16 protein-coding genes are annotated in these 21,979 nt (G+C 43.0%); 14 read left to right on the top strand and 2 right to left on the bottom strand.

The window, feature by feature from the left end; all coding sequences use genetic code 11:
* Nucleotides 1–33 precede the first annotated feature (33 nt).
* From G596_RS0110235 to G596_RS0110190, 10 genes are all read left to right on the top strand, one after another.
* Nucleotides 34–1,380, top strand: coding sequence for a CCA tRNA nucleotidyltransferase (locus tag G596_RS0110235; protein WP_026671289.1), 1,347 nt, complete (start codon nucleotides 34–36; stop codon nucleotides 1,378–1,380).
* Between the two features lie 47 nt (nucleotides 1,381–1,427).
* Nucleotides 1,428–3,170, top strand: a complete 1,743-nt coding sequence (locus G596_RS0110230) for a PEGA domain-containing protein (RefSeq protein ID WP_022761751.1) — start codon at nucleotides 1,428–1,430, stop codon at nucleotides 3,168–3,170.
* The gene (locus G596_RS0110225) at nucleotides 3,167–3,406 is read left to right on the top strand and encodes an RNA-binding S4 domain-containing protein (protein WP_022761750.1); all 240 of its coding nucleotides are present in this window, start codon (nucleotides 3,167–3,169) and stop codon (nucleotides 3,404–3,406) included. The genes G596_RS0110230 and G596_RS0110225 overlap by 4 nt, the downstream gene beginning before the upstream one ends.
* Before the next feature lie 104 nt (nucleotides 3,407–3,510).
* Nucleotides 3,511–3,828, top strand: a complete 318-nt coding sequence (locus tag G596_RS0110220; RefSeq protein ID WP_022761749.1) for an FtsB family cell division protein — start codon at nucleotides 3,511–3,513, stop codon at nucleotides 3,826–3,828.
* 56 nt (nucleotides 3,829–3,884) lie between these two features.
* A complete protein-coding gene (gene tilS / locus G596_RS0110215; protein ID WP_022761748.1) occupies nucleotides 3,885–5,315 on the top strand; it encodes a tRNA lysidine(34) synthetase TilS in 1,431 nt (476 codons plus the stop codon).
* 42 nt (nucleotides 5,316–5,357) lie between these two features.
* On the top strand, nucleotides 5,358–5,882 hold the full coding sequence (gene hpt, locus G596_RS0110210; protein WP_022761747.1) for a hypoxanthine phosphoribosyltransferase: 525 nt from the start codon (nucleotides 5,358–5,360) through the stop codon (nucleotides 5,880–5,882).
* Nucleotides 5,883–5,894: 12 nt separating this feature from the next.
* Nucleotides 5,895–7,769 (top strand): ATP-dependent zinc metalloprotease FtsH, encoded by a 1,875-nt coding sequence (gene ftsH, locus G596_RS0110205; protein WP_022761746.1) that lies wholly within the window; start codon nucleotides 5,895–5,897, stop codon nucleotides 7,767–7,769.
* 212 nt (nucleotides 7,770–7,981) lie between these two features.
* Nucleotides 7,982–10,087 (top strand): glycoside hydrolase family 13 protein, encoded by a 2,106-nt coding sequence (locus G596_RS0110200; protein ID WP_022761745.1) that lies wholly within the window; start codon nucleotides 7,982–7,984, stop codon nucleotides 10,085–10,087.
* A gap of 32 nt (nucleotides 10,088–10,119) precedes the next feature.
* Nucleotides 10,120–12,849: a YfhO family protein gene (locus G596_RS0110195; protein WP_022761744.1), complete on the top strand. Its 2,730-nt coding sequence runs from the start codon at nucleotides 10,120–10,122 to the stop codon at nucleotides 12,847–12,849.
* The gene (locus G596_RS0110190; RefSeq protein ID WP_022761743.1) at nucleotides 12,839–16,045 is read left to right on the top strand and encodes a glycosyltransferase family 39 protein; all 3,207 of its coding nucleotides are present in this window, start codon (nucleotides 12,839–12,841) and stop codon (nucleotides 16,043–16,045) included. Before G596_RS0110195 ends, G596_RS0110190 begins: the two co-directional genes overlap by 11 nt.
* On the opposite strand, the gene G596_RS0110185 is transcribed toward G596_RS0110190, so the two are convergent.
* Both G596_RS0110185 and G596_RS0110180 read right to left on the bottom strand, forming a co-directional pair.
* Entirely contained in the window at nucleotides 16,026–17,507 is a 1,482-nt protein-coding gene (locus G596_RS0110185; RefSeq protein WP_022761742.1) for an MBOAT family O-acyltransferase, read from the bottom strand. The genes G596_RS0110190 and G596_RS0110185 overlap by 20 nt on opposite strands.
* An 18-nt stretch (nucleotides 17,508–17,525) precedes the next feature.
* Complete coding sequence (locus tag G596_RS0110180; protein WP_022761741.1) at nucleotides 17,526–19,010, bottom strand: hypothetical protein; 1,485 nt, start codon at nucleotides 19,008–19,010, stop codon at nucleotides 17,526–17,528.
* A gap of 201 nt (nucleotides 19,011–19,211) precedes the next feature.
* Here G596_RS0110180 and fba point away from each other — a divergent pair, with 201 nt between their 5' ends.
* The 4 genes from fba to G596_RS0110160 all read left to right on the top strand — a co-directional run bounded on the left by fba (nucleotide 19,212) and on the right by G596_RS0110160 (nucleotide 21,970).
* The gene (fba, locus tag G596_RS0110175) at nucleotides 19,212–20,147 is read left to right on the top strand and encodes a class II fructose-1,6-bisphosphate aldolase (protein WP_022761740.1); all 936 of its coding nucleotides are present in this window, start codon (nucleotides 19,212–19,214) and stop codon (nucleotides 20,145–20,147) included.
* Between the two features lie 171 nt (nucleotides 20,148–20,318).
* The gene (greA, locus tag G596_RS0110170; protein WP_022761739.1) at nucleotides 20,319–20,822 is read left to right on the top strand and encodes a transcription elongation factor GreA; all 504 of its coding nucleotides are present in this window, start codon (nucleotides 20,319–20,321) and stop codon (nucleotides 20,820–20,822) included.
* 12 nt (nucleotides 20,823–20,834) lie between these two features.
* A complete protein-coding gene (locus tag G596_RS0110165) occupies nucleotides 20,835–21,350 on the top strand; it encodes a flavin reductase (protein ID WP_022761738.1) in 516 nt (171 codons plus the stop codon).
* Nucleotides 21,347–21,970: a YdcF family protein gene (locus G596_RS0110160; protein ID WP_022761737.1), complete on the top strand. Its 624-nt coding sequence runs from the start codon at nucleotides 21,347–21,349 to the stop codon at nucleotides 21,968–21,970. Before G596_RS0110165 ends, G596_RS0110160 begins: the two co-directional genes overlap by 4 nt.
* The last annotated feature ends 9 nt before the right edge of the window (nucleotides 21,971–21,979 follow it).

The following is a 21,979-nucleotide window of genomic DNA, read 5'->3' as shown; positions in this document are numbered from 1 at the left end:
GATTACAATAAAAAGAGATTGGAAAGAGAAGATATAAAAATTAATATACCTGTGCCGGCGGCAGAGATTCTGGATAAGCTTCATGAAAAAGGCTTTGAAGCTTATGTGGTTGGCGGATGCGTGCGCGACAGTATACTGGGCAGGCAGCCGGGAGACTGGGATATTACTACCAGTGCCAGACCGGAGCAGGTTAAGAGCATATTCGGAAGAACGATAGATACGGGAATTCAGCATGGCACAGTTACGGTCATGATAAACAAAGAGGGCTTTGAGGTTACAACCTACAGGATAGACGGCGAATACGAGGACGGACGTCATCCCAAGGATGTAACATTTACGGCAAGCCTTATCGAAGATTTAAAGCGCAGAGATTTTACAATCAATGCCATGGCCTACAGCTATGAGGATGGTCTGATTGATGAATTTGACGGTCTTCTGGATATTGAAAAAAAGACAATCAGATGCGTCGGAGATCCGAAGGAGCGTTTTACAGAGGATGCTCTTCGTATGATGAGAGCGGTCAGGTTTGCAGCGCAGCTTGACTACGATATAGAAGAGAAAACAAGAGCGGCCATAACAGAGCTTGCGCCAACGTTATCAAGAATAAGTGCTGAGAGAGTGCAGGTGGAGCTTGTTAAGCTTCTTACTTCGGATAATCCGGGTAAAATCAGAGAGCTTTACGAGACCGGTCTTACAGGGGTGTTTATGCCGGAGTTTGATAAGTGTTTTGAGACACCTCAGAATAACCCGCATCACGCCTACAATGTCGGAGAGCATATTATTAAAACTGTTGAAGCGATTGAAGCAAATAAGGTTCTCAGACTCACAATGCTTTTTCATGATATTGAGAAACCGTCATGCCGCACTACAGACGATGAAGGTGTTGATCATTTCATCGGTCATGCGGAGAAAAGTGCGGAAACTGCCTATGCGGTTCTTCGCCGTCTGAAATTCGACCGGGATACAATGGATGATGTAAAAAAACTGATACTTGTCCATGACTGGCGTTTTCCTGCGGAAAAGAAAAATGTCAGAAGAGCTGCAAATAAAATCGGAACAGAGCTGTTTCCGATGTTTTTGAAGATCAAGAGAGCGGACACAATAGCTCAGAGCAGCTACAGACAGGATGAAAAGTTTGATTGGATTCAAAAGATCTCAGATCTTTACGACGAAATAAGAAATGACGGAGAATGTCTGTCGCTTAAGGATCTTTCCGTTAACGGCAGGGATTTGATAGCACTGGGAATAAAGCCCGGCAGGGAGCTGGGGGATATTCTTGCAAACATGCTTGCGGATGTTCTGGAGGAGCCTTCGCATAACAGCAGGGAATACCTGCTTGATGAAACTAATTTAGCCGGATTTAGGAAAGGGAAGGACTAAAAACACGGGGTGATTTCCAAAGGGAGATTTGGAAAAGGGGGAAGCTTATGAAAAAGAAAATGAGAAATTTTTTCATATTGCTGTTTGCACTTGCCTTCGCATCCATGCAGCCGATGTACGCATATGCGGAAGTGACGGATGTGATGGATGATGGCAAGGTAAGAGTCTCTCTTTTGGGGAAATATGACTCTGCGGATACCGCATCTGTTAAGCAGATCAACACTTTATCCCATACAATTCAGTTCAGAAATCATGATGTGGGTAAAAACTATACCCTCAGCTATGATAATACTTCTATGATCTATGATATCCACGGTAAGCCTATGTCTGCATCAATGCTTGAGGTTGGACAGGTTGTGGATATTACTTTTTTGAAAGGTGTAAAGCACCTTAATTCTCTCGTGGTATCAACCGAAGCCTGGGTCGAAAATGATGTAAATGATTTTGATCTGGTTCGCGGTGATGAGACAGCCAAAATAAACGGCACTGTTTTTCATATCACACCCAGAACCCTTATCATTTCTGACGGGCAGGCAGTAAATGCCGAAGATATTCTTGCTACGGATACGCTCAGGGTAAGTGGGCTTGATAAAGAGATTTACAGTATTGTGGTGACCAGGGGACACGGGTATGTTAGTCTGTCGTCTGATACTGTGGACGACAGGAGCCTTGTAGGTGCATGGATTGAACTTGATAAAGAGGTAATTCGCAAGATTACTCCAAGGATGCTTATAAGTGCGCCTGAGGGAAATTATAATGTCAGCATAAGCGGTAACGGAGCGAAGTTTTCATCGGAAATTGTTGTAAACCGCAATGAAGAGACTGTAATTGATACAAGCGTAGCAGAGGTTGAGAAGATTAAGGAAGGTAATGTCACCTTCATTGTTACACCCAACGATGCCAGAGTATTTGTAGATGGGCAAGAGGTACTTAAAGAGGTTCCGCACAGCTATACCTATGGAAAGCATAAGCTGCATGTAATGGCTGAAGGATATGAGCCTCAGGATCATATCCTGAAAGTAGCTGAAAGGGATGCTACTTTATTTATCGATCTTACTCCCAAGGATGGTACGAATTCATCCGAGGAAGGTGAGGTAACTGACGGCGATGCAGAGGCTTCTGATGCGGCTAATACAATAGATACTACCGGCATGTGGACCAGCAGCGATAACGGCAGTAGTACCGTAAGTAGTGGAAATGCGGCAAATACAGCATCATCCAAGACTACTAAGAATAATTCGAAAAGCAAAGCATCTTCCGACGCATCAAGCAGCAAGACGGCAGGTGTTGATCCCGATGCAGCTGCAACAAAGGCCCCGGAGGCGGATACCAGTTCATCCTCTTCATCAGGAAGCTCTGGTGGAAAGAGTTCGGATGCTTCATCAACAGGTGATAACTCTGACTCTTCCGATACAGGTGAAGATGAGGAAGATGAAAATACCATCAGCGGTTATAAAGTGACCTTCGATGCACCTATAGGCGCTGAAGCGTATCTTGATGGGAACTATGTGGGAATAATGCCGGTCAGCTTTACAAAAATTGCAGGCCAGCACATGGTAACTCTTCAGAAGGAAGGTTATGAGACGAAGAGTTATACTATACAGATAGATAAGGAAAAAACTAATGTAACCTATACATTCCCTGCGCTTACTCCCGTAAGTAAACCCGATGAGCCCGATAATGGAGGAAGTGGCGACAGCGGTGAGGAAGACAGTGGAAACAGTGACAGCGGCTCCGAGGGGACAGGCGATGATGCCAAACCCGAGGAGGTAAGTGGAGGACAACCGTGAGATTAGATAAATACCTGAAGGTAACAAGACTTATAAAGAGAAGAACTGTTGCAAATGAAGCCTGTGATGCAGGAAGAGTTATGATAAATGACAGGGTTGCAAAGGCTAGCACAGATGTTAAGGCGGGAGATATTATTGCAATCAGTTTCGGTAATAAGGATGTGAAAGTTGAAGTTCTGGATGTCAAGGAGACTATCCATAAAGAGGATGTATCATCGCTTTATCGTTACATCTGACCACTCACATTGACAGTGCTTTTTTCAAGTACTAAAATATACTTGAGAGGTTATATCTCCGAAATAACGATAATGATATAAAGTTTTTCGGATGGGGAGTAATAATGGCAGCTAAGGCAAGATATAAAAGGGGCAACGTTCAAAATACATATGGAATGATAATGGCTACTGTTGCAGTGGCTCTGCTTCTTATTGTGGTTCTTGTAAGGAGTTTCAGTCTGGTGCAGAAGAGAGATCAGTACCGCAGCAAGATAGAGACTCTTCAGACGCAGATAGAGACAGAGCAGGCACGCAGTGAAGAGATAGCAGAATTTGAGACATATACTACAACGAGAAAGTATATTGAGAAGGTTGCAAAGGAAAAGCTGGGCCTTGTATATCCGGGAGAGATAATCTTCAAGGATGAGAGCTCAGGAAACTAAATAAAAACAAAGGCTCCGGAGGCGAGAAGTTCCGGAGCTTTTCTGATATCAAATATATGGAAGACAGATTAGGTGAAGGAATAAAAAAGTACATAGTTGAAGAAAAGCTTATCGCAGACGGTGAAGTTGTTCTTGCCGGTGTATCCGGAGGGGCTGATTCTGTCTGCCTTTTTCATATTTTGCGGCAGCTCCGGGAGGAACAGTCTTTTGATCTTGCGGTGGTTCATATCAATCATATGATCAGAGAGGCTGCCGAAGAGGAGGCGCTATTTGTCGAGAAGCTTTGTAGTGAATATGAGATACCTTTTTACAGAAGGGATATTAATATACCGAGTATAGTCCAAAAGGCAGATTTGTCTGAGGAAGAAGCCGGGCGAAATGAGAGATATAAAGCTTTTCTTGATATAGCAGGTGAGCTTTCGAGAAAGACCGGGAAGACTGTAAAAATAGCTACCGCTCACAATATGGGCGATCAGGCGGAGACGGTTCTTCATAATCTGTTCAGAGGCAGCAGGATTAAAGGACTTTCGGGAATAAGAGCAAAGGGAGAACGCGACGGCGTCGTACTGATAAGGCCTCTTTTGGAAACAGAGAGAAGCGAAATAGAGGAATATCTAAAACAAAAAGGTTTTAAATACTGTAATGACAGCAGCAATTTTACTGATGATTACACCAGAAATCGCATCAGGCACAACGTCATTCCGGTGGCGAAGGAGCAGATAAATGCTAAAGCTGACAGGCACGTCGCGGAAACAGCAGCTTACCTTTCAAGAATAGATGATTATATTGATGAGCAGGCGAGACTGGTTGAAGGATGGCTAGTAGAGAGCAGTAAGGACGAGGTGGTACTTGACTGTGGCAGCCTTGCAGCACAGCCGGAGATAATAAGGGAAAGGCTGATCACAAACGGTATTCACCTTTTATATCCGCACGTGAAGGATATTCAGGCGGTGCATATCAGAGAATTGACAAGGCTTCCCTTAAGCACCGATGGGTCAGCAAAACTAAGCCTTCCGTATGGCATACAAGCAATCAGGACTTATGACAAACTAAAGCTCTGTTTCGACAAGAGCCAAGGTATGGAAAATGAAGATATCAGCGTTGATATGAAGGCTTTGAGAGAGGGCGGTGAGGTGGAACTTGAAGTTCCGCGTCTCGGAGTCGTAAATTTAAGAATTTTTCCCTATAAAAGTGACCTTAAAATCCCTATGGGAGAATATACGAAATGGTTCAATTATGATAAAATAAAGAATAGTCTGCAATTCCGCACCAGAAAAACGGGTGATACCATTTCGGTAGGTAACGGAAATAAAAAACTGAAGAAATTCATGATAGATGAAAAAATCCCGGTTGATAAGAGAGATGCGCTTTACATACTTGCAGAGGGGGACAATGTTCTATGGGTTCCCGAGCATCGTATGGGAGATGCCTACAGACTGAGTGATGATTCAAACAGAGTTTTGGAAGTTGCAGTAACAAAAAGATAAAGGAACAAGGAGCGCAGGAGCACTCCCGGAAAAGAGGTAAATATGGCAGAATCAGTTAGAGTTTTACTGTCTGAGGAGGAAGTTGACAAAAGAATTCAGGAGATCGGTGAGCAGATAAGCAAAGACTATGCCGGTAAGACAGTACATCTTATTTGCGTACTTAAGGGCGGTACTTTCTTTATGTGTGAGCTTGCAAAGAGAATCACGGTTCCCGTAACTATGGACTTTATGTCAGCTTCAAGCTATGGATCTTCTACAAAATCCAGCGGCGTTGTTAAGATTGTAAAGGATCTTGATGAGCCCATTGCAGGAAAAGATGTTCTTGTAGTAGAGGATATTGTGGACTCCGGAAGAACGCTCAGCTATCTTCTTAAGATGCTTGCTGACAGAGGTCCTTCAAGCATCAAGCTTTGCACTCTTCTTGATAAGCCCGAGAGACGTGTAATGGATGTTAATGTTGATTATACAGGCTTTGAGATTCCGGACGAGTTTGTTGTGGGTTATGGTCTCGATTATGATCAGAGATATCGCAACCTTCCTTACATTGGGGTTGTAGAGTTCGATTAAAGGGGATAAACAGTGAATAAAAATAGGGGCTTTAGTTTTTACTTTGGACTGATTATAGTTCTGCTTTTGGCTCTTGCTTTTCTTGAGTACGGTAAGGGCAGAATTCAGTCATCGGATACAGCCTACACCAGAGGCCAGCTGGTCAAGGATCTCCAGGAAAACAAGATATATTCCGCGGAAATCGTTCCGAATGAGGAGACTCCGACCGGAGTTGTAAAGATTGTTCTTACCAATAAAAACGAAAAGGTATTATATGCTACGGATATTTCCGAGATCGAAGCAATTCTTGTTGAGAACGGAATAGACCCTGTAGTAAGGGATGTTCCCGGTGAGAATCTTCTGATAAGCAGCATTATACCGATTCTGGTAGGATTGTTCGTCATCACCTTTTTGTTTGTGATGATGAATAATGCGCAGGGACAGTCATCCGGCAACAGCAGGATGATGAACTTTGGCAAGAGCAGAGCAAGGCTGTCCACAGGCGATGATAACAAGATAAAGCTCACGGACGTTGCAGGACTTGTTGAGGAAAAAGAGCAGCTTGCCGAGATAATCGAATTCCTTAAGGATGCAGGAAAGTTTACAAGAGTTGGAGCCAGAATACCAAAGGGTGTACTTTTGGAAGGTGCTCCCGGAACCGGTAAAACCCTGCTTGCAAGAGCTGTCGCTGGTGAAGCCGGTGTTCCGTTCTTTAGCATTTCGGGATCCGATTTCGTAGAGATGTTCGTAGGTGTCGGAGCTTCCCGTGTAAGAGACCTTTTTGCAGATGCAAAGAAGAATTCACCCTGTATTATATTTATCGATGAGATTGATGCGGTTGCAAGACGCCGCGGAACCGGTATGGGCGGCGGACATGACGAGCGTGAACAGACACTGAACCAGCTTCTTGTTGAGATGGACGGATTTGGTGTAAACGAAGGAATAATTGTCATGGCGGCCACAAACCGTGTAGACATTCTTGATCCCGCGATACTTCGTCCCGGACGTTTTGACAGAAAGATCACGGTTGCCCGTCCGGATGTCAGAGGACGTGAGGAGATACTTAAGGTTCATGCAAGAAATAAGCCTCTTGCAGAGACCGTTGATCTTCAGAGCATTGCACAGACTACAGCAGGATTTACCGGAGCGGATCTTGAGAACCTTTTAAATGAATCTGCAATCAATGCTGCGATGGATGACAGAGGCTTCATCACGCAGTCAGACATCCAGAAAGCTTTTGTACAGGTTGGGATAGGAACAGAGAAACACAGTCATATCATTTCCGATAAGGAAAAGAAGATAACTGCTTATCATGAGGCCGGACATGCGATACTTTACCATGTTCTTCCCGATGTAGGACCTGTATATACGGTATCTGTTATTCCCACAGGTATGGGAGCAGCAGGCTACACGATGCCGCTTCCCGAAAAGGATGAGATGTTCCTTACGAAAGGCAAAATGCTTCAGGAGATAATGGTTGTCCTCGGCGGAAGAATTGCCGAAGAGATCATCTTTGGAGATATTACAACCGGAGCATCAAGCGATATTCAGAAAGCTACCAGCGAAGCAAGAAAGATGGTTACTGTTTATGGCATGTCCAAGAGGATCGGTATCATCAATTATAACGAGCAGGAAGAAGACGTGTTTATCGGTTATGATATCCAGCACAACAAGCGCAATTCTGAGCTTATGGCTGGCGAGATTGATAAGCAGGTCAAGGATATCATCGATTTGTGCTATGCAAAGGCAAAAGAGATTCTCAGATCCTATGAGGATATTCTTCACTCCAGCGCTGAGCTTTTAATTCAAAAAGAAAAAATAGGACGTGCAGAGTTTGAAGCTCTTTTCACGCTCCATCAGGCTGTTTCACTGGGAGAAGACATAGCTGCACTGGCAGATAAAATTTGACGCTTGTGCAAAATAGACAAAAATGCATACGGGGTTTTAGTAATTTTGTGAAACGTGAGTATTTACCCATTATCGAGGTGGTGCTAATATACTCTTGTAACCCCCAATACATTAAAGTTTTTTGCTATACCCATAAGAAAGAAATACCTTCTCTAAAAAAGACAGCAACCCTAAGCTGTCTTTTTTTATATCTATTTTTTAGGAGATTATTTATGATTAGGCGGGACAGATTGTTCCATGATTTGACGCTGGATTACTACCAGCCGCCACAGCCAAAACCCGGAAAGCAGGTTTTTGTATATTTTCGGTGCGGACAGGGCGATGCCGGCAGGATAACGCTTATCTATGACAGCGAAGTAGCATCCGATGAGGTTGAGATGAAGATACACCATTCGGAGGACGGCTTTGATTATTATCTTGCCAAGGGCATAGTACCTAAAACCAGTGGTATAGTTCAGTATTATTTCAGGATTGAGTCAGAGGGGGAGACTCTTTACTATGATCAGAGGGGAGCAGGGGAAACTGTTCCCGATAAATTCAAATTCAGAATGATTCCGAATTTCTATACGCCGGATTGGGCGAAGGGAGCTGTCATGTATCAGATATTTGTTGACAGGTTCAGAAACGGAGATCCGGATAATGATGTTCTTACAGATGAGTACAATTATGTTGGCGGAAAAAGCATTCAGGTTACAAACTGGAATCAATATCCGGATCCTGACGCTGATATAAGAGAATTCTATGGCGGAGACCTTCAGGGAGTCCTGGATAAGCTTGATTATCTTAAGGATCTTGGAATAGAGGTTATTTATTTTAATCCTCTTTTCGTATCTCCTTCATCGCATAAATATGATACTCAGGACTACGACCATATCGATCCTCATTTTGGAAAAATTGTATCGGATAAAGGAAAACTTTTAACCAATAGTTATTCGAACAAGGATGCTACAAGGTATATAGACAGAGTTACAAACAAGAAAAATCTGGAGGCATCGGATGAGCTTTTTGCAAAAGTGGTTTCGGAAGCTCATAAGCGCGGAATCAGAGTAATTCTCGATGGTGTGTTCAACCACTGCGGATCCTTTAACAAGTGGATGGACAAAGAGTGTATATATGAAAATGCCAAGGGATATGAAAAGGGAGCTTATGTTTCGAAGGACAGCCCTTATCATGATTACTTCGGTTTTTCAGGCGGTAACTGGCCCTATAACAATAATTATGAGGGATGGTGGGGATATGATACTCTGCCAAAGCTCAACTATGAGGGTAGTAAAAAGCTTGAGGACTACATAATCGAAATCGGAAAGAAATGGGTTTCCGCTCCGTATTTTGCTGACGGTTGGAGACTGGATGTTGCAGCGGACCTGGGACATTCGGAGGACTATAATCACAGCTTCTGGAGGAGATTCAGAAAGGCTGTAAAAGAAGCCAACCCAGACGCCCTGATTTTGGCTGAGCATTACGGAAGTGCGCATAACTGGCTTGTAGGCGGCGAGTGGGACAGCGTTATGAACTACGATGCCTTTATGGAGCCGTTGACCTATTTCCTGACGGGAATGGAAAAGCACAGTGACGGTTATCATGGCGAGTTTATCGGCAATGTGGACAGATTCTGGGATTGCATGTTGGGTGCGGCGGCAGAAAACTTTTCACATCCGTCTCTTCTTGTGGCCATGAATGAACTTTCGAATCACGACCATTCGAGATTTCTTACCAGAACAAATCATGTTGTGGGCAGATGCGGCACCAGAGGACACAAAGCCGCTGAAGAGGGTGTAAGTAAGGCTATCATGAGGCAGGCAGTTGTTGTCCAGATGACCTGGCCCGGAGCACCTACAATTTATTATGGGGACGAGGCTGGCGTTTGCGGCTTTACGGATCCCGATAACAGAAGAACGTATCCCTGGGGAACCGAAGACCAGGAGATGATAAGGTTTCACAAGGAGATGATCCATCTTCATAAGACAAGCGTAGAGCTTAAAACCGGATCGCTGGTCAGACTGGATGCCGGTGAGGGCATCCTTGCCTATGGAAGATTCAATCGTATAAGTGCCACTATAGTCGTAATAAACACAAAAGACTATCTTACGGTAAGCGAGATAAGCCTTGCTCCGCTTGGAATACCTGAGGAAGCGAGACTTGTCAGGGTTATGGAGAGCGGTTCTAAGGGCTTTAAGACAGACGCTTTAACTTATAGTGTAAAAAACGGCAAGCTTGTCAGAGCCTACGGCGCTGATTCAGCCGTTGTTCTGCAATATAGCAGAATTACTGCGGTGAACGAGGAATCCTTCTGGTCCACCAACTTCTTCCGCATGTAATAATACAAAATACGTATCCGAGGATTTGGACAATGAAGAATACAGCAGGACATTCAAAGAAAGCAGTGTTTTTTTCTTTTACTATCTTATATATAATTACCGCACTGCTTGTATGGGGCTGGTTTTATTACAGCAAAAAGTCCATGATAAATGCGACGGATGCGTTCGAGCAGCATATTAATGCACTCTCAAAATACGGAAGATTTCTAAGAGGTGTTGCACACAGGATTTTTTCCGAGCACAAATTCGATATTCAAAGTTATGATCTGGGAATCGGATACGGAGCCGATTTTCTGACCTCAATGCAATATTATGCCGTGGGAGATCCATTGAATCTCCCCATGGCATTTTTGCCTTCAAAATACGTCTATTACTATTTTCAATTTCTTATTTTGCTTCGTCCATATCTGGCGGGACTTTCCTTTTTGCTTTTGGTATCCGGAAAAGAAAGATTTACTCTTGTTTCAAAGCTCACAGGAGCAATATCTTATTCCTTTTGCGGGATAGTTATGTTCATAGGAATGTGGAATCCGCAGTTTGTTCAGCCGATGATCTGCCTTCCGCTTCTTGTGTATGGAGTGAGAACATTTATTAGTAAAAGGAAATCGCTTCCGTTTATTCTGGCGGTAGTTCTATCCGCTGTGAGTAATTTCTATTTCTTCTACATGCTTGTGTTGATGACGCTTGTTTACGGGCTAATCTACATATTTACCTCTGATGAGGTTAAGACATTATCTGTGAAATTTCAGCTCATTGGAAGATTTATGTGCATGGGCATTATCGGAACATTAATATCCATGCCAATCCTTTTGCCTGTAATTCTCGCATTTTTGTCTAATCCAAGAGCCGGACTCGGCTCTCATGGTGTTCCGCTTATCTACAAGGCAGAGTACTATAAGGAACTGATCGGAAGTCTTATTGCGTACAGATATTTCCCGTCCTATGACACGGTTATAGGCTTTACTTTCATCGCGCTTCCGGCACTTGTTTTTCTTATCTTCAAAAGAGAAGAGGATGAGAAAGGGACGCTTTTAAGACAGAGAATCCTTGCCTTGCTTATGACATTGATGCTTTTGTTCCCGGTTGCCGGGTATGTTATGACCGGCTTTTCCTATACAATAAATCGTTGGAGTTTTGCATATTGTCTGTTGCTATCCTATCTGGCGACAGAGCTTACGGAAAACGGGGATAAGCTCAGCATGGTTAAACAGATTATCCTCGGGGTTATTTGTATCCTATATTCGGCAGCAGTTCTTATATTCGGAGATACATCCAAATTGATTTACCCCCAGCTGGTATTTCTGGGAGTGTTCTGGATAATAATTCTGATAAAAAAGATTCCGGCAAGTGTAAGAAGAGCAGCGATATTATTACTGGTTTTTCTTGCTGTTGTTCAAAACGGATATGCAGCCAATGCGCCGCAGGCAGGAAACCTTCCGAGCGGTTATGTGGATAAGATGTCGCCCGAGGAGTATGACAAGCTTGTCATGAATACGGAGCTCAGAGCGTTGACAGAGACAGTTCCCGAGGGCTATGAGCAATATTACAGTTATACCGGAAGAAATCTTACCTTCAATGCTTCGCTTCCTTACAGTATTCCTTCAACTCAGTTTTACTGGAGTCTTGCAAACGGTTCCGTATCAGACTTTTTGCAGTCAATGGCAATTAACGAGATGGCAAATTTCCAGTTCTTTGGGCTTGATGACAGAGCGATTCCACTGACTCTTTCGGGAGTTAAATATTATTCTCTTCGATACAACAACGAACAGGAGCAGAGCTATGTGCCCTATGACTATGCGCCCTTCTCCGAGTGGTACAATTTCGGAATATATGCGGGAAATAACGTCCCTGCCTTTGGATATACACAGGATCAGGTTATTTCAAGAGATGATTATGATGCGCTTTCGCCGATAAAAAGGCAGCAGGCACTTCTTTATGGCGCCGTCAGGGAATCGGAAAGTAAAAACGATGACAGTGAACTTACGAAAATGAATGTTCAAGATCCTACATATTACTCGGATGTCGAGGTACCTTATGAGATAACCGACACGGATGGTGTGAAGGTAAAGGATGGATATTTTAAGGCAAAAAAGGACAACGCTGAATGTACTTTGACCTTTGAAGGGGTACCTGGCTGCGAAACCTATTTATATTTTGAGAACCTCCAGTGTGAAAGTAAGTATGATGCGGTAAATATAATTGTTTCCACGGACACACCGGAAAACAGGCAGGTTACCAAGACGATTTTTTATAAGACACCGCTAAGCCAGTTCTACAGCGGCTGGCACAATTATCTGGTGAATATGTGCTACAGCGATGAGGCAAGAACCCGCATAAAGATAACGTTTACCGCAAAAGGAAAATACAGTTTTGATGCGCTGAAGGTTATATGTCAGCCGATGAACGGCTTTACGGAAAATGCAGCCGGACTCTCGGAAGAAACAATGACAGATAATAATCTTCACAGAAATGCCCTGTCGCTTATGACAAATGAAATTACCGGCACTATAAGTGCCGGTCAGGATTCCTACCTTGTTCTTAACATTCCGTATGATAAGGGATGGAGAATATATGTAGACGGAGAAAAAAGAACTCCGGAAAAAGCCAATATCATGTTCCTTGGGACTCCAATTAGTGCGGGAACCCATAGCATTGAGCTTAGATATCACACACCTGGGTTGACCATGGGAATATTGATGGCGATAGCTGGAATCATAGCACTCATAATACTTTTAGTTACGGAGAAAAAGAATGCTGTCTGATACAAAAAGCATAAATAAACGAAATTGGTATTTTATTATAGTTTATATAATTGCAGTGTGCTCGAGGCTTATTTTCCTTCAGACTGCGCCAGCAGGGCTTCACGTGGATGAAGCAGGAATGGCATACGATGCATTTTGCCTTGCTAACTACGGCGTAGACAGAAATCTTTTGTCATTTCCTGTATATCTCATAAATTACGGCGGCGGACAGAGTGCACTCTACGCATATGTGGCAGCGATATTTATTAAGTTTATGGGACTTAATATGATCGCGATAAGACTGCCGGGTGTGCTCTTTTCACTTATAACACTCTTTGCCGGAGAAGCGATAGTCAGAAGGGTCTGCGGTGAGGATTCAGCGGCTTCTTACATCTATCCCGTCCTGTATACGGTATGCCCTGCATTTGTTATGAGTGCCAGGTTTGGTCTTGACTGTAATCTCATGCTCGGAATGACTACGCTGTTTTTATATGGACTTATGAAAGCAGTGGATTCGGGAAAAGCAGGTGACTATGCTCTTGCCGGCGTTTTTGCGGGAGTATCTCTTTATACTTATGCAATCTGCTATGCCATTATGCCTATCTTTTTGATGGTATTTTTCCTGATACTTCTTTTTTCAAAGAAATTAAACATACTGAGAGTTGTTTGCTTTGTTATTCCGCTTGGAATCCTGGCACTTCCGCTCCTTATAACGCAATATGTCAATATCACGGGAAGAGAGTCCATAGTGTTTGGAATCATCACAATGCCGGCACTTACTTTCTACCGCGGCGGAGAGATAATGGCGCCGACACTTTCGGGCTTTATAAATGCTTTAAAGAGCATATTTCTCTATGACAGCCTTGATTACAACAGTATTCCTACCTTTGGAACGATGTACTATATTACAATTCCCTTCATTGTGGCAGGACTTATACGTTCATTCATCTCCATAGGAAAATCAGTTAAGGAAAAAGAGCTGAATTTTGCGCTTTTGCCTCTCATCTGGTTTCTGGCGGAGCTCCTTATAGGCTCAATGCTCGGAGGAGACGGGCCAAACGTAAATAAGATGAACGGAATATTCTTTACGCTTGCCTTTTTTGCGGCCTTTGGAATGGATGTCCTGCTTGGTCTTTTTTCCAAAAACAAGAAGCTATATCTGGCAGCTGGCGTTGTTCTCGGGGCAGTGTTCATAGGCTTTGGAGGAGCATTCTTTACTAAATATCTGGGAAGTTATTCCGATAATCTCTATCTTTTCCAAAAGCCTCTGGATGAACCTATAAAGGTTCTTTCCGAAGAGGAATATTTTGCTGAAAAGCAGGTTGTTGTAATTCATAACAACCAGCCATATATTCCGCCATATATTTACTATTTGCTCGGAACAAAGCTGTCACCCTATGACTTTAACATGGGGGATACTTCTTTCTACGGAAGATATTTATTTAATATGCCAGAGGACCTCAGCCCGGATTATGTCTATCTTGTATTTGAGGGAAATCCCGAGGCTGTAGATGCACTTTATAGCATCGGTTGTAACCAGACTCTTGAATTTGAAGGCTCATCTATCGTTTGGTGTGGAGAGCCTGTAGACATTGCGAATTCTGAAGAGGAATCCGATAAGGCAGGAGTACCTTTCGGACATGATCTTCCGTTCCACTTAAGAAGAATTGCGGGAATTGCAGAGGGTCTAAAATGCGGGGAATTCCCGGTAAAGATGCAGCACTACTGGTTTAATAACTATGGCTATCCGGTAGGCGTTATGTACGGAGATGCCCTTTTATATATTCCGGCGGTTCTTCATCTTATGGGAATGCCGCTATGGATGGCATATATGTGGTACTTCGCGCTGATACAGATTCTCACGGCGCTTACTGCATATCTTTGCTTTAAGTATATTTCAGGCGACAGAATTACAGCTGCTATCACAATGCTTTTATATGTGCTCTCCTTCTGGAGACTGACGGATCTCCTTTCGAGAGAAGCTGTCGGAGAATACAGTGCCTTTGCATTTTTGCCGCTCATAGTCCTTGGCCTTGCCAGAATCCACAGGAATGAAAATAGCGGGCGCGGAGCATTTATCCTTGGCCTTGGTATGACAGGCCTTTTTATGACGCATCTTCTCAGCGTTGTGATGGCGATGCTGTTTATTGTCATATTTGTGATAGCTGATATAAAGACTATGCTTTCAGAGGGAAGATGGAAGAGTCTTATAGGTGCAGCGGTGGGGACGCTTGTCTTCAATTTGTGGCAGCTTGTACCCCTTATGGATTATTACAAGAATGCACCAATGCTAATTAACTCAGCTGAAAAGACTCCGATCCAGACCTTTGGCATAACTTGGAGGCAGCTCGGCGGAGCATTTTACAATGTTCTTGCCCCAATATTGGAGCTTGGAACAGAGCCAGTGGATGAGCTTCCCCAGTCACCCGGGCTGGCACTTCTTCTTATTTGTGTGATAGCTGTGATTGTTCTTATTAAGGACAGAAAAGAGATAGAGAATAAGAGGGTAGCAATAACGCTGATAGCGCTTTCAGTATTTGCAATTGTACTTAGTACCTGTTACTTCCCATATGATCTTTTACTTAGCAAGGCGCAGCTTTTGTTTAAGCTACTTGGAAGTATTCAGTATCCTGCAAGATACCTTACCGCGGCAACAATGCTGATTTGTACTCTATATGCGATTATAAGAAGGCACAGACCGGCTTATGTTATGAGTGCGGTGATTCTTGCGCTTACCATCTGGCAGAGCGGAGGATATATAAATACATTTCTTGAAAAGCAGACAAATATTGTGTCTATTGAGAGTATTGATGAATGGACTTCATTCGATGATGACAGACAGTACATGCTGACAGGTACAGATCTTGAGAGACTTCAGTATGCATCTGTGCTTCCTTCATCGGAGGAAATAACCTACGATGGAGAAAGCAGAGAAAAAGGTGTGTATGAACTTCATTTGATCAACAGCTCCGGGGAAGAGGGCTATGCAGACCTTCCGCTTCTTGCATATCCTCACTACTACGCTACAGATGGTGCGCAAAGCTATAAGCTGTCTGCAGGAGATAATAATAAACTCAGGATCACTCTTCCCACGGGATGTGACTCAGTTATAAAGATTCGATTCAGAGAACCTTTATATTGGAGAATAGCTGAGCTTGTAACACTCGCATTTGTTTTGGTTATTATTGCAGCATACTTTAGAAAGAAGAATAAATAAATGATGCTGCATCATAGCCGGGTCCCCAGACACCACAGGTAACAATAAACAGTACTGCGGCAAAGTAAACTATCCATCTGATCCAAAGCGCTTGATTTGTCAGGGCTTTTCGAACCACAATGCCTTTGTAGTTTAATACATCAACTATAGCCAGGACGATGATCGAAACACCGAGAAGCCTTATGTCAGCTTCGGGAAGTCCGAGATTGAAAAGTGTTCCGTCAAATAATACCCAGGGCTTAAACTTCCACATGTTTGTAAGAACGTAACGTGCAACCTTGAAGGAAGGCGCTCTGAAGAAGATCCAGCCGATGTTTACAAGAATAAAGGTAACCACTATATTGACCAGCCGGAGCGCAAGCCCCTGCGGGTCAATATTTAATTTTGCTGTCAGATTTTCTTTAAGGGGCTTTGTAATGATACCGATTACCTGATACAAGCCGTGGAGCAGTCCCCAGAAAACAAAGGTCCAGGCAGCACCGTGCCAAAGTCCGCTTAAAGCAAATACGATACATATGTTTATCAGTTTTCTGACATAGCCCTTTCTGTTTCCGCCAAGAGGTATATAGATATAGTCCCTTAACCAGGAAGAAAGAGAAATATGCCATCTTCGCCAGAACTCTGCAATTGAGCGCGACAGATAGGGCTGCTCAAAGTTTTTCATGATATCTATGCCAAGTATTTTTGCACTTCCAATTGCTATATTGGAGTAACCGGCAAAGTCACAGTATATTTCCAGCGTATAGAAAATTGTAGCAAGGAACAGAAGCGTTCCGGTGTAGTTACTGTAAGATGAGTAAATGTGATCCACAAGGGGAGCAAGCCTGTCGGCAATTATGATCTTCTGAAAATATCCCCACAGCATGAGAAGAAGTCCTTCCCTCATGTTTTCATAGGAAAAGTCCTTCGGATTTTCAAACTGAGGAATCATATTGCCGGCTCTCTCAATAGGTCCCGACATAACTTCAGGAAAAAATGAGATGAAAAGAGCAAGACGAAGGAAGTTCTTTTGAGCGGGCATTTTTCCTCTATAGGTGTCTACGAGATAGCCAATCGCCTGGAAAATATAGAAGGATATACCGACAGGAAGCGCGATCTCTGCGACGATTCCGAGCGGCTCAATCCCGAGGGCATCCTGGAGCGATTTGACTGTTTCAAGAAGAAATCCCGTATATTTAAAGTATCCGAGAACAAGGAGCAGGAGAACAATTCCTGTAACGAGTACAGGTTTTTTGCCTTTTCTGTTTTCTCCGGAAGTATAGGATCTTCCCATAAGAATTCCAGCCACATAGGTTATAACCGAAACAGCGATAAGCAGTAAAAGGAGCTTACCGCTTAGCTTATAGTAAAATCCCCAGCTCGCTGCAAGAAGCCAGATATATCTTATCTTTTTTGGAAGAACAAAATAAACGGATATGGTTATTAGTAAAAACAGTAGAAATTTAAGTGAAACAAATTGCATGTCATCCTCCGGATTTAATTATCTTTGGTCATAATCATAGGTGAAATGATCGCAGGTGTAGTACTGATGCGATGTGCAAACGCCGCCCGAGAAGAACAAAAGCTGCACATCCGCATAGGCATGATCATCGGAATATAGGTAGTTATTCTCAGTATCACCGTTTACATACAGAATCCTGTATATTGCACTTGCAGGACTGTATAAAAATACTCCGTCAGAGGTTTCCACAGAAAATTCATTTTCTGAATCTCCGACAAATTCTGTGATCACTCCATGATCGGAAATCATCATATAGGAGCAGTTTGAAGAAACTGCCTGATCAAGCATTTCCGTGGCGCCAAGTGAATGAAGCTGACGTACAAGGCTGGGGTCGGAATAAACAGCAGTGTCACCTCTTACCGAAATGGTGAAGGTTTTATTGGAGTTATTCAGCTGCAGCATCATTAGCTGAGTGTACAGGTCATCATTTCCTTCGCACATCGAAGCCAGTTCTGCATTGTAATCCCCGATGTAATTATTCCATTTTTCATATCCGGAATCCTCTCTGTGATCCGGGAGAGGACAGTTCTGTGCTATGAAATCTCCGAGGCAGGAAGTGACTTTTCTGCTGCCAAGTACATTCAGGTGACCGGCATCCTCCATATCGGTATTGACATCAATTATTCCGGGAATCTCGAGCATATTGAGTGAAGGGACACCATATTCTGCAGCTATTTGAGTCGCAGTATGAGCAGCTGCCTGATTATCATACATGGCAAGGAAGGGAAGGGTTACTACCACAACCTGAATGTTTCTGCTCTGACATTCTTCAATGATCCTTCGAAGATAAGCGGTTCCGACGGTTTCCTGTTCAAGAGTCCCTGCCTGAAAATCGGTGTAGGTATACTCCTGAGAGTGGATGCCATATTCCATAACCGCTCCCATCATGCGATTTACGTCAGCATCCTTTGTAAAGCGCTTGAAGTCGTCTGCCTCAAGCTCCTTCCATCTGTCGTGATAGACAATGAAGTCAGCTAAATAAGGGTATTTTTCGTCTCTGTCTTGAAACATATCGTTTATGGCGTGATATTTTGTTCTGCTTAAGGGAAAACGATCAATATTGAGATGAAGCTCATCGCTGCTTACATTTGCCTCGGGATCATCTATGTATCTGATATTGTTTTCCAGCATATACGAATCGACAACCACCAGCTTAGGAGTGCAGTAATCGAGAGCAAGCATCATCTGCCAATAGCTTGAAAGAAGAACGCTTCCGTAACCGCCGAGGTTGTAGGAAGTATATCCGTAATCCTCAAATAGCTGCAGAGGATTGATTCCGTTTATGACATGAGAGGAACCAAGGAAAAATGCATCGATATGATCCTTTTTGGCCTCCTCGAAAAACTCCTGATTTTTATTGAAGCTGGATTTGCGCTCTACAAGAAGTGACATACAGATAAAACAAACGCAGAGAATAGCGAGAAACACTGCTGTTTTTATGAAAAGTGAGAGCTTTTTATTCACGTTATTTCCTCCCCAAAGGTAATACGGATTTCCGTTAACGAAAAAAATGAATTTGAATCGGAAATTCCACGCTTTATTGTATCATAAAAATCCTTAGGAAAAACCAATCTGATAGCAAATAAAGATTGTATTTGCCTTAAGTAATGAGCTATAATATTTTCAGTGTTTTGTTAACAATATTTACGAAAGGTGGTACAAATTATGCCATTAGTTACAACGACTGATATGTTCAAAAAAGCATATGACGGTGGATATGCTGTTGGTGCCTTCAATATCAACAACATGGAGTTCATTCAGGCTATTACAGAGGCTTGTGACGAGCTCAAGTCCCCCGTTATCCTTCAGTGCTCTGCAGGAGCAATCAAGTATGCACAGTTCCCTTACCTTGTAAACATGGTTAAGGCAGCTGCTGAGTCAACATCTATTCCGATCGCTCTTCACCTTGATCACGGTGCAAGCTTCGAAATCTGTAAGGAATGTATCGACAACGGATTTACATCTGTTATGATCGATGCTTCTTCAAAGCCTTACGAAGAGAACATCGAGCTCTCCAAGAAGGTTGCTGATTACGCTCATTCAAAGGGCTGCACAGTTGAGGCTGAGCTCGGTACACTTTCAGGTGTTGAGGATGATGTAAACGTTGCTGATGATGCAGCACAGTATACAAATCCTGATCAGGTTGAGGATTTCATGAAGCGTACAGGCGTTGATTCACTGGCTATCGCTATCGGAACAAGCCACGGTGCTTTCAAGTTTAAGCCCGGCCAGGATCCCAAGCTTCGTCTTGATATCCTTGAGGAAGTTGTTAAGAGACTTCCCGGATTCCCGATCGTTCTTCACGGTTCTTCAGCAGTTCCTCAGAAGTTCGTTGGAATCATCAATGCTAACGGCGGCGCTCTGAAGGATGCTATCGGTATTCCGGATGAGCAGCTTCGTGCAGCAGCTAAGAGTGCAGTCTGCAAGATCAACATCGACTCCGATCTTCGTCTTGGTATGACAGCAGGTATCCGTCAGCACTTCGCTGAGCATCCTGAGCACTTCGATCCTCGTCAGTATCTTGGCGACGGCCGCGCTTATGTTAAGGAAATCGTTCACGACAAGATCATCAACGTTCTTGGTTCTGACGGTAAGGCTTGATAAAAGCGAATATATAAAATGTAAAGCTGCCATGGGTTTTCCTGTGGCAGCTTTTTTATATTTTACTGTTTCTTAATATTATTTTTTCAATATATCGTGTAAAATTAGTATATCATCCTATGCTTTCCCGTAAGGGAAACGACGGATGAGGGGAATAGGGAGGTTAATAAAATGCACAACCAGCTTACAAAAAAAGACATCGAGGACATGGAGGCGGAGATAGAGCACCGCAAGGCCGTTGTCAGAAAGGAACTCCTTGAGGATGTTAAGGAAGCAAGAGCCCAGGGAGACTTAAGCGAGAATTTTGAATATTATGCGGCAAAGAAAGCTAAAAATGCCAATGAGAGCAGAATCAGATTTCTTGAGAGAATGATAAAGACCGCTGAGATAATAGATGACTCCAGTAAGGAGGATGAAGTAGGAATGAATAAGACCGTCACAGTGCGACTGGAGGATGACGGATCGGAAGCTACTTATAAGATAGTTACCACCATGAGAGGAAATGCTTTAAAGGGCCTTATCAGTATAGAATCTCCCATGGGGAAACAGCTTCTCGGACATAAAGTGGGAGACAAGCTCACTATAGAAGTAAACAGTGACTACAGCTATGACATAACTATCCTGAAGATAGAGAACACGGAACTGACAGAAGAAGATAAGCTAAGAGACTTTTAAGGAGGAAGAAATATGGGACTTCATGTATTCCAACCTGTTGATTTGGATGAAATATTGGAAGGCGCTTTTAAATTTGGAGGCGATACCTGGGCACTGCTTACAGCGGGAAATGAAGAAAAAGCCAATACCATGACGATATCCTGGGGCGGTATAACGCATATCTGGGATAAAACCTGTGCCATTATTTATGTTCGTGAGTCCAGATATACAAAGGAATTCATTGATGCCCAGAAGAAGTTTTCACTTTCATTTCTTCATCATGACACATATAAATCTCTTAAGAAATATCTTGGTTCTGTATCCGGAAGAGATGAGGACAAGATAAAGAATGCAAAGCTTAATGTGAACTTTGATGACGGTGTTCCGTTTATAGACGAGGCAGATAATGTCATTATATGCAGAGTTCTGTATAAGCAGCTTATGAAGGAAGAATGCTTTGTTAACGGAAGATTGATTGCCGATTATTACGCAAAGGGTGATTATCACTATTATTATATAGCTGAGATCAAAAAGGTAATGATTCGATGAAAGCAGCAAATATAGCATCCTTCGAAGAAATAGGAAAATTTATTTTTCTTTCTGACGAGCCAACTCCGGCAGATATTATTCTTATTCCCGGGGCACCGCTGCAGGAACTTGCCTTTCACGGAGCAGAACTGTGGAAAAAAGGTTTTGCACCAAAGATACTTGTCACCGGAAAATTTTATATGACTTATGAGAGTCTTGAGGATGAGTTTAACAGATATTCTGCAAGTAACGGGGACAGGGACGGAGCTGTAACGGAGGCAGAGTTTCTTACTAAGCTCATGATAAGAGAGGGTGTCGATAAGGATGCAGTAATCCTTGAAGAGGAATCAACAAACACCTTTGAGAATGCGAAGTTTTCCAGAAGAATAATAGAAGAGGATCTGAAAGAGGAAAATATACGCCACATAATCCTTTGCTGTCAGGCGTTTCATGCAAGGAGAGCGCTCATGACTTTTCAGTCGGAGCTTCGTGACATCAGGATAACAGTATGTCCTGTTGTTACAAGGGGAATATGTATAGATACATGGATGGATAATGTGAAAAGTTATAATCTGGTATTGTCTGAGTTTTCCAAATGCGGAGAGTATTTTAAAGGAGACAGAATGTACGAACTCAGATAAAGATTTTTA

This window comes from Butyrivibrio sp. AD3002 (assembly GCF_000420905.1).
GTDB lineage: Bacteria > Bacillota > Clostridia > Lachnospirales > Lachnospiraceae > Butyrivibrio.
The sequence above is the reverse complement of the archived record's forward strand: the minus strand, read 5'-3'. Positions and strand labels throughout refer to the sequence as shown.

What these genes read in the sequence shown, in the direction of transcription:
- G596_RS0110230 (WP_022761751.1), top strand. Translation starts at nt 1,428, where the DNA reads ATGAAAAAGAAAATGAGAAATTTTTTCATATTGCTGTTTGCACTTGCC.
- G596_RS0110220 (WP_022761749.1), top strand. Translation starts at nt 3,511, where the DNA reads ATGGCAGCTAAGGCAAGATATAAAAGGGGCAACGTTCAAAATACATAT.
- tilS (WP_022761748.1), top strand. Translation starts at nt 3,885, where the DNA reads ATGGAAGACAGATTAGGTGAAGGAATAAAAAAGTACATAGTTGAAGAA.
- hpt (WP_022761747.1), top strand. Translation starts at nt 5,358, where the DNA reads ATGGCAGAATCAGTTAGAGTTTTACTGTCTGAGGAGGAAGTTGACAAA.
- G596_RS0110200 (WP_022761745.1), top strand. Translation starts at nt 7,982, where the DNA reads ATGATTAGGCGGGACAGATTGTTCCATGATTTGACGCTGGATTACTAC.
- G596_RS0110195 (WP_022761744.1), top strand. Translation starts at nt 10,120, where the DNA reads ATGAAGAATACAGCAGGACATTCAAAGAAAGCAGTGTTTTTTTCTTTT.
- G596_RS0110190 (WP_022761743.1), top strand. Translation starts at nt 12,839, where the DNA reads ATGCTGTCTGATACAAAAAGCATAAATAAACGAAATTGGTATTTTATT.
- G596_RS0110185 (WP_022761742.1), bottom strand. Translation starts at nt 17,507, where the DNA reads ATGCAATTTGTTTCACTTAAATTTCTACTGTTTTTACTAATAACCATA.
- fba (WP_022761740.1), top strand. Translation starts at nt 19,212, where the DNA reads ATGCCATTAGTTACAACGACTGATATGTTCAAAAAAGCATATGACGGT.
- greA (WP_022761739.1), top strand. Translation starts at nt 20,319, where the DNA reads ATGCACAACCAGCTTACAAAAAAAGACATCGAGGACATGGAGGCGGAG.
- G596_RS0110165 (WP_022761738.1), top strand. Translation starts at nt 20,835, where the DNA reads ATGGGACTTCATGTATTCCAACCTGTTGATTTGGATGAAATATTGGAA.
- G596_RS0110160 (WP_022761737.1), top strand. Translation starts at nt 21,347, where the DNA reads ATGAAAGCAGCAAATATAGCATCCTTCGAAGAAATAGGAAAATTTATT.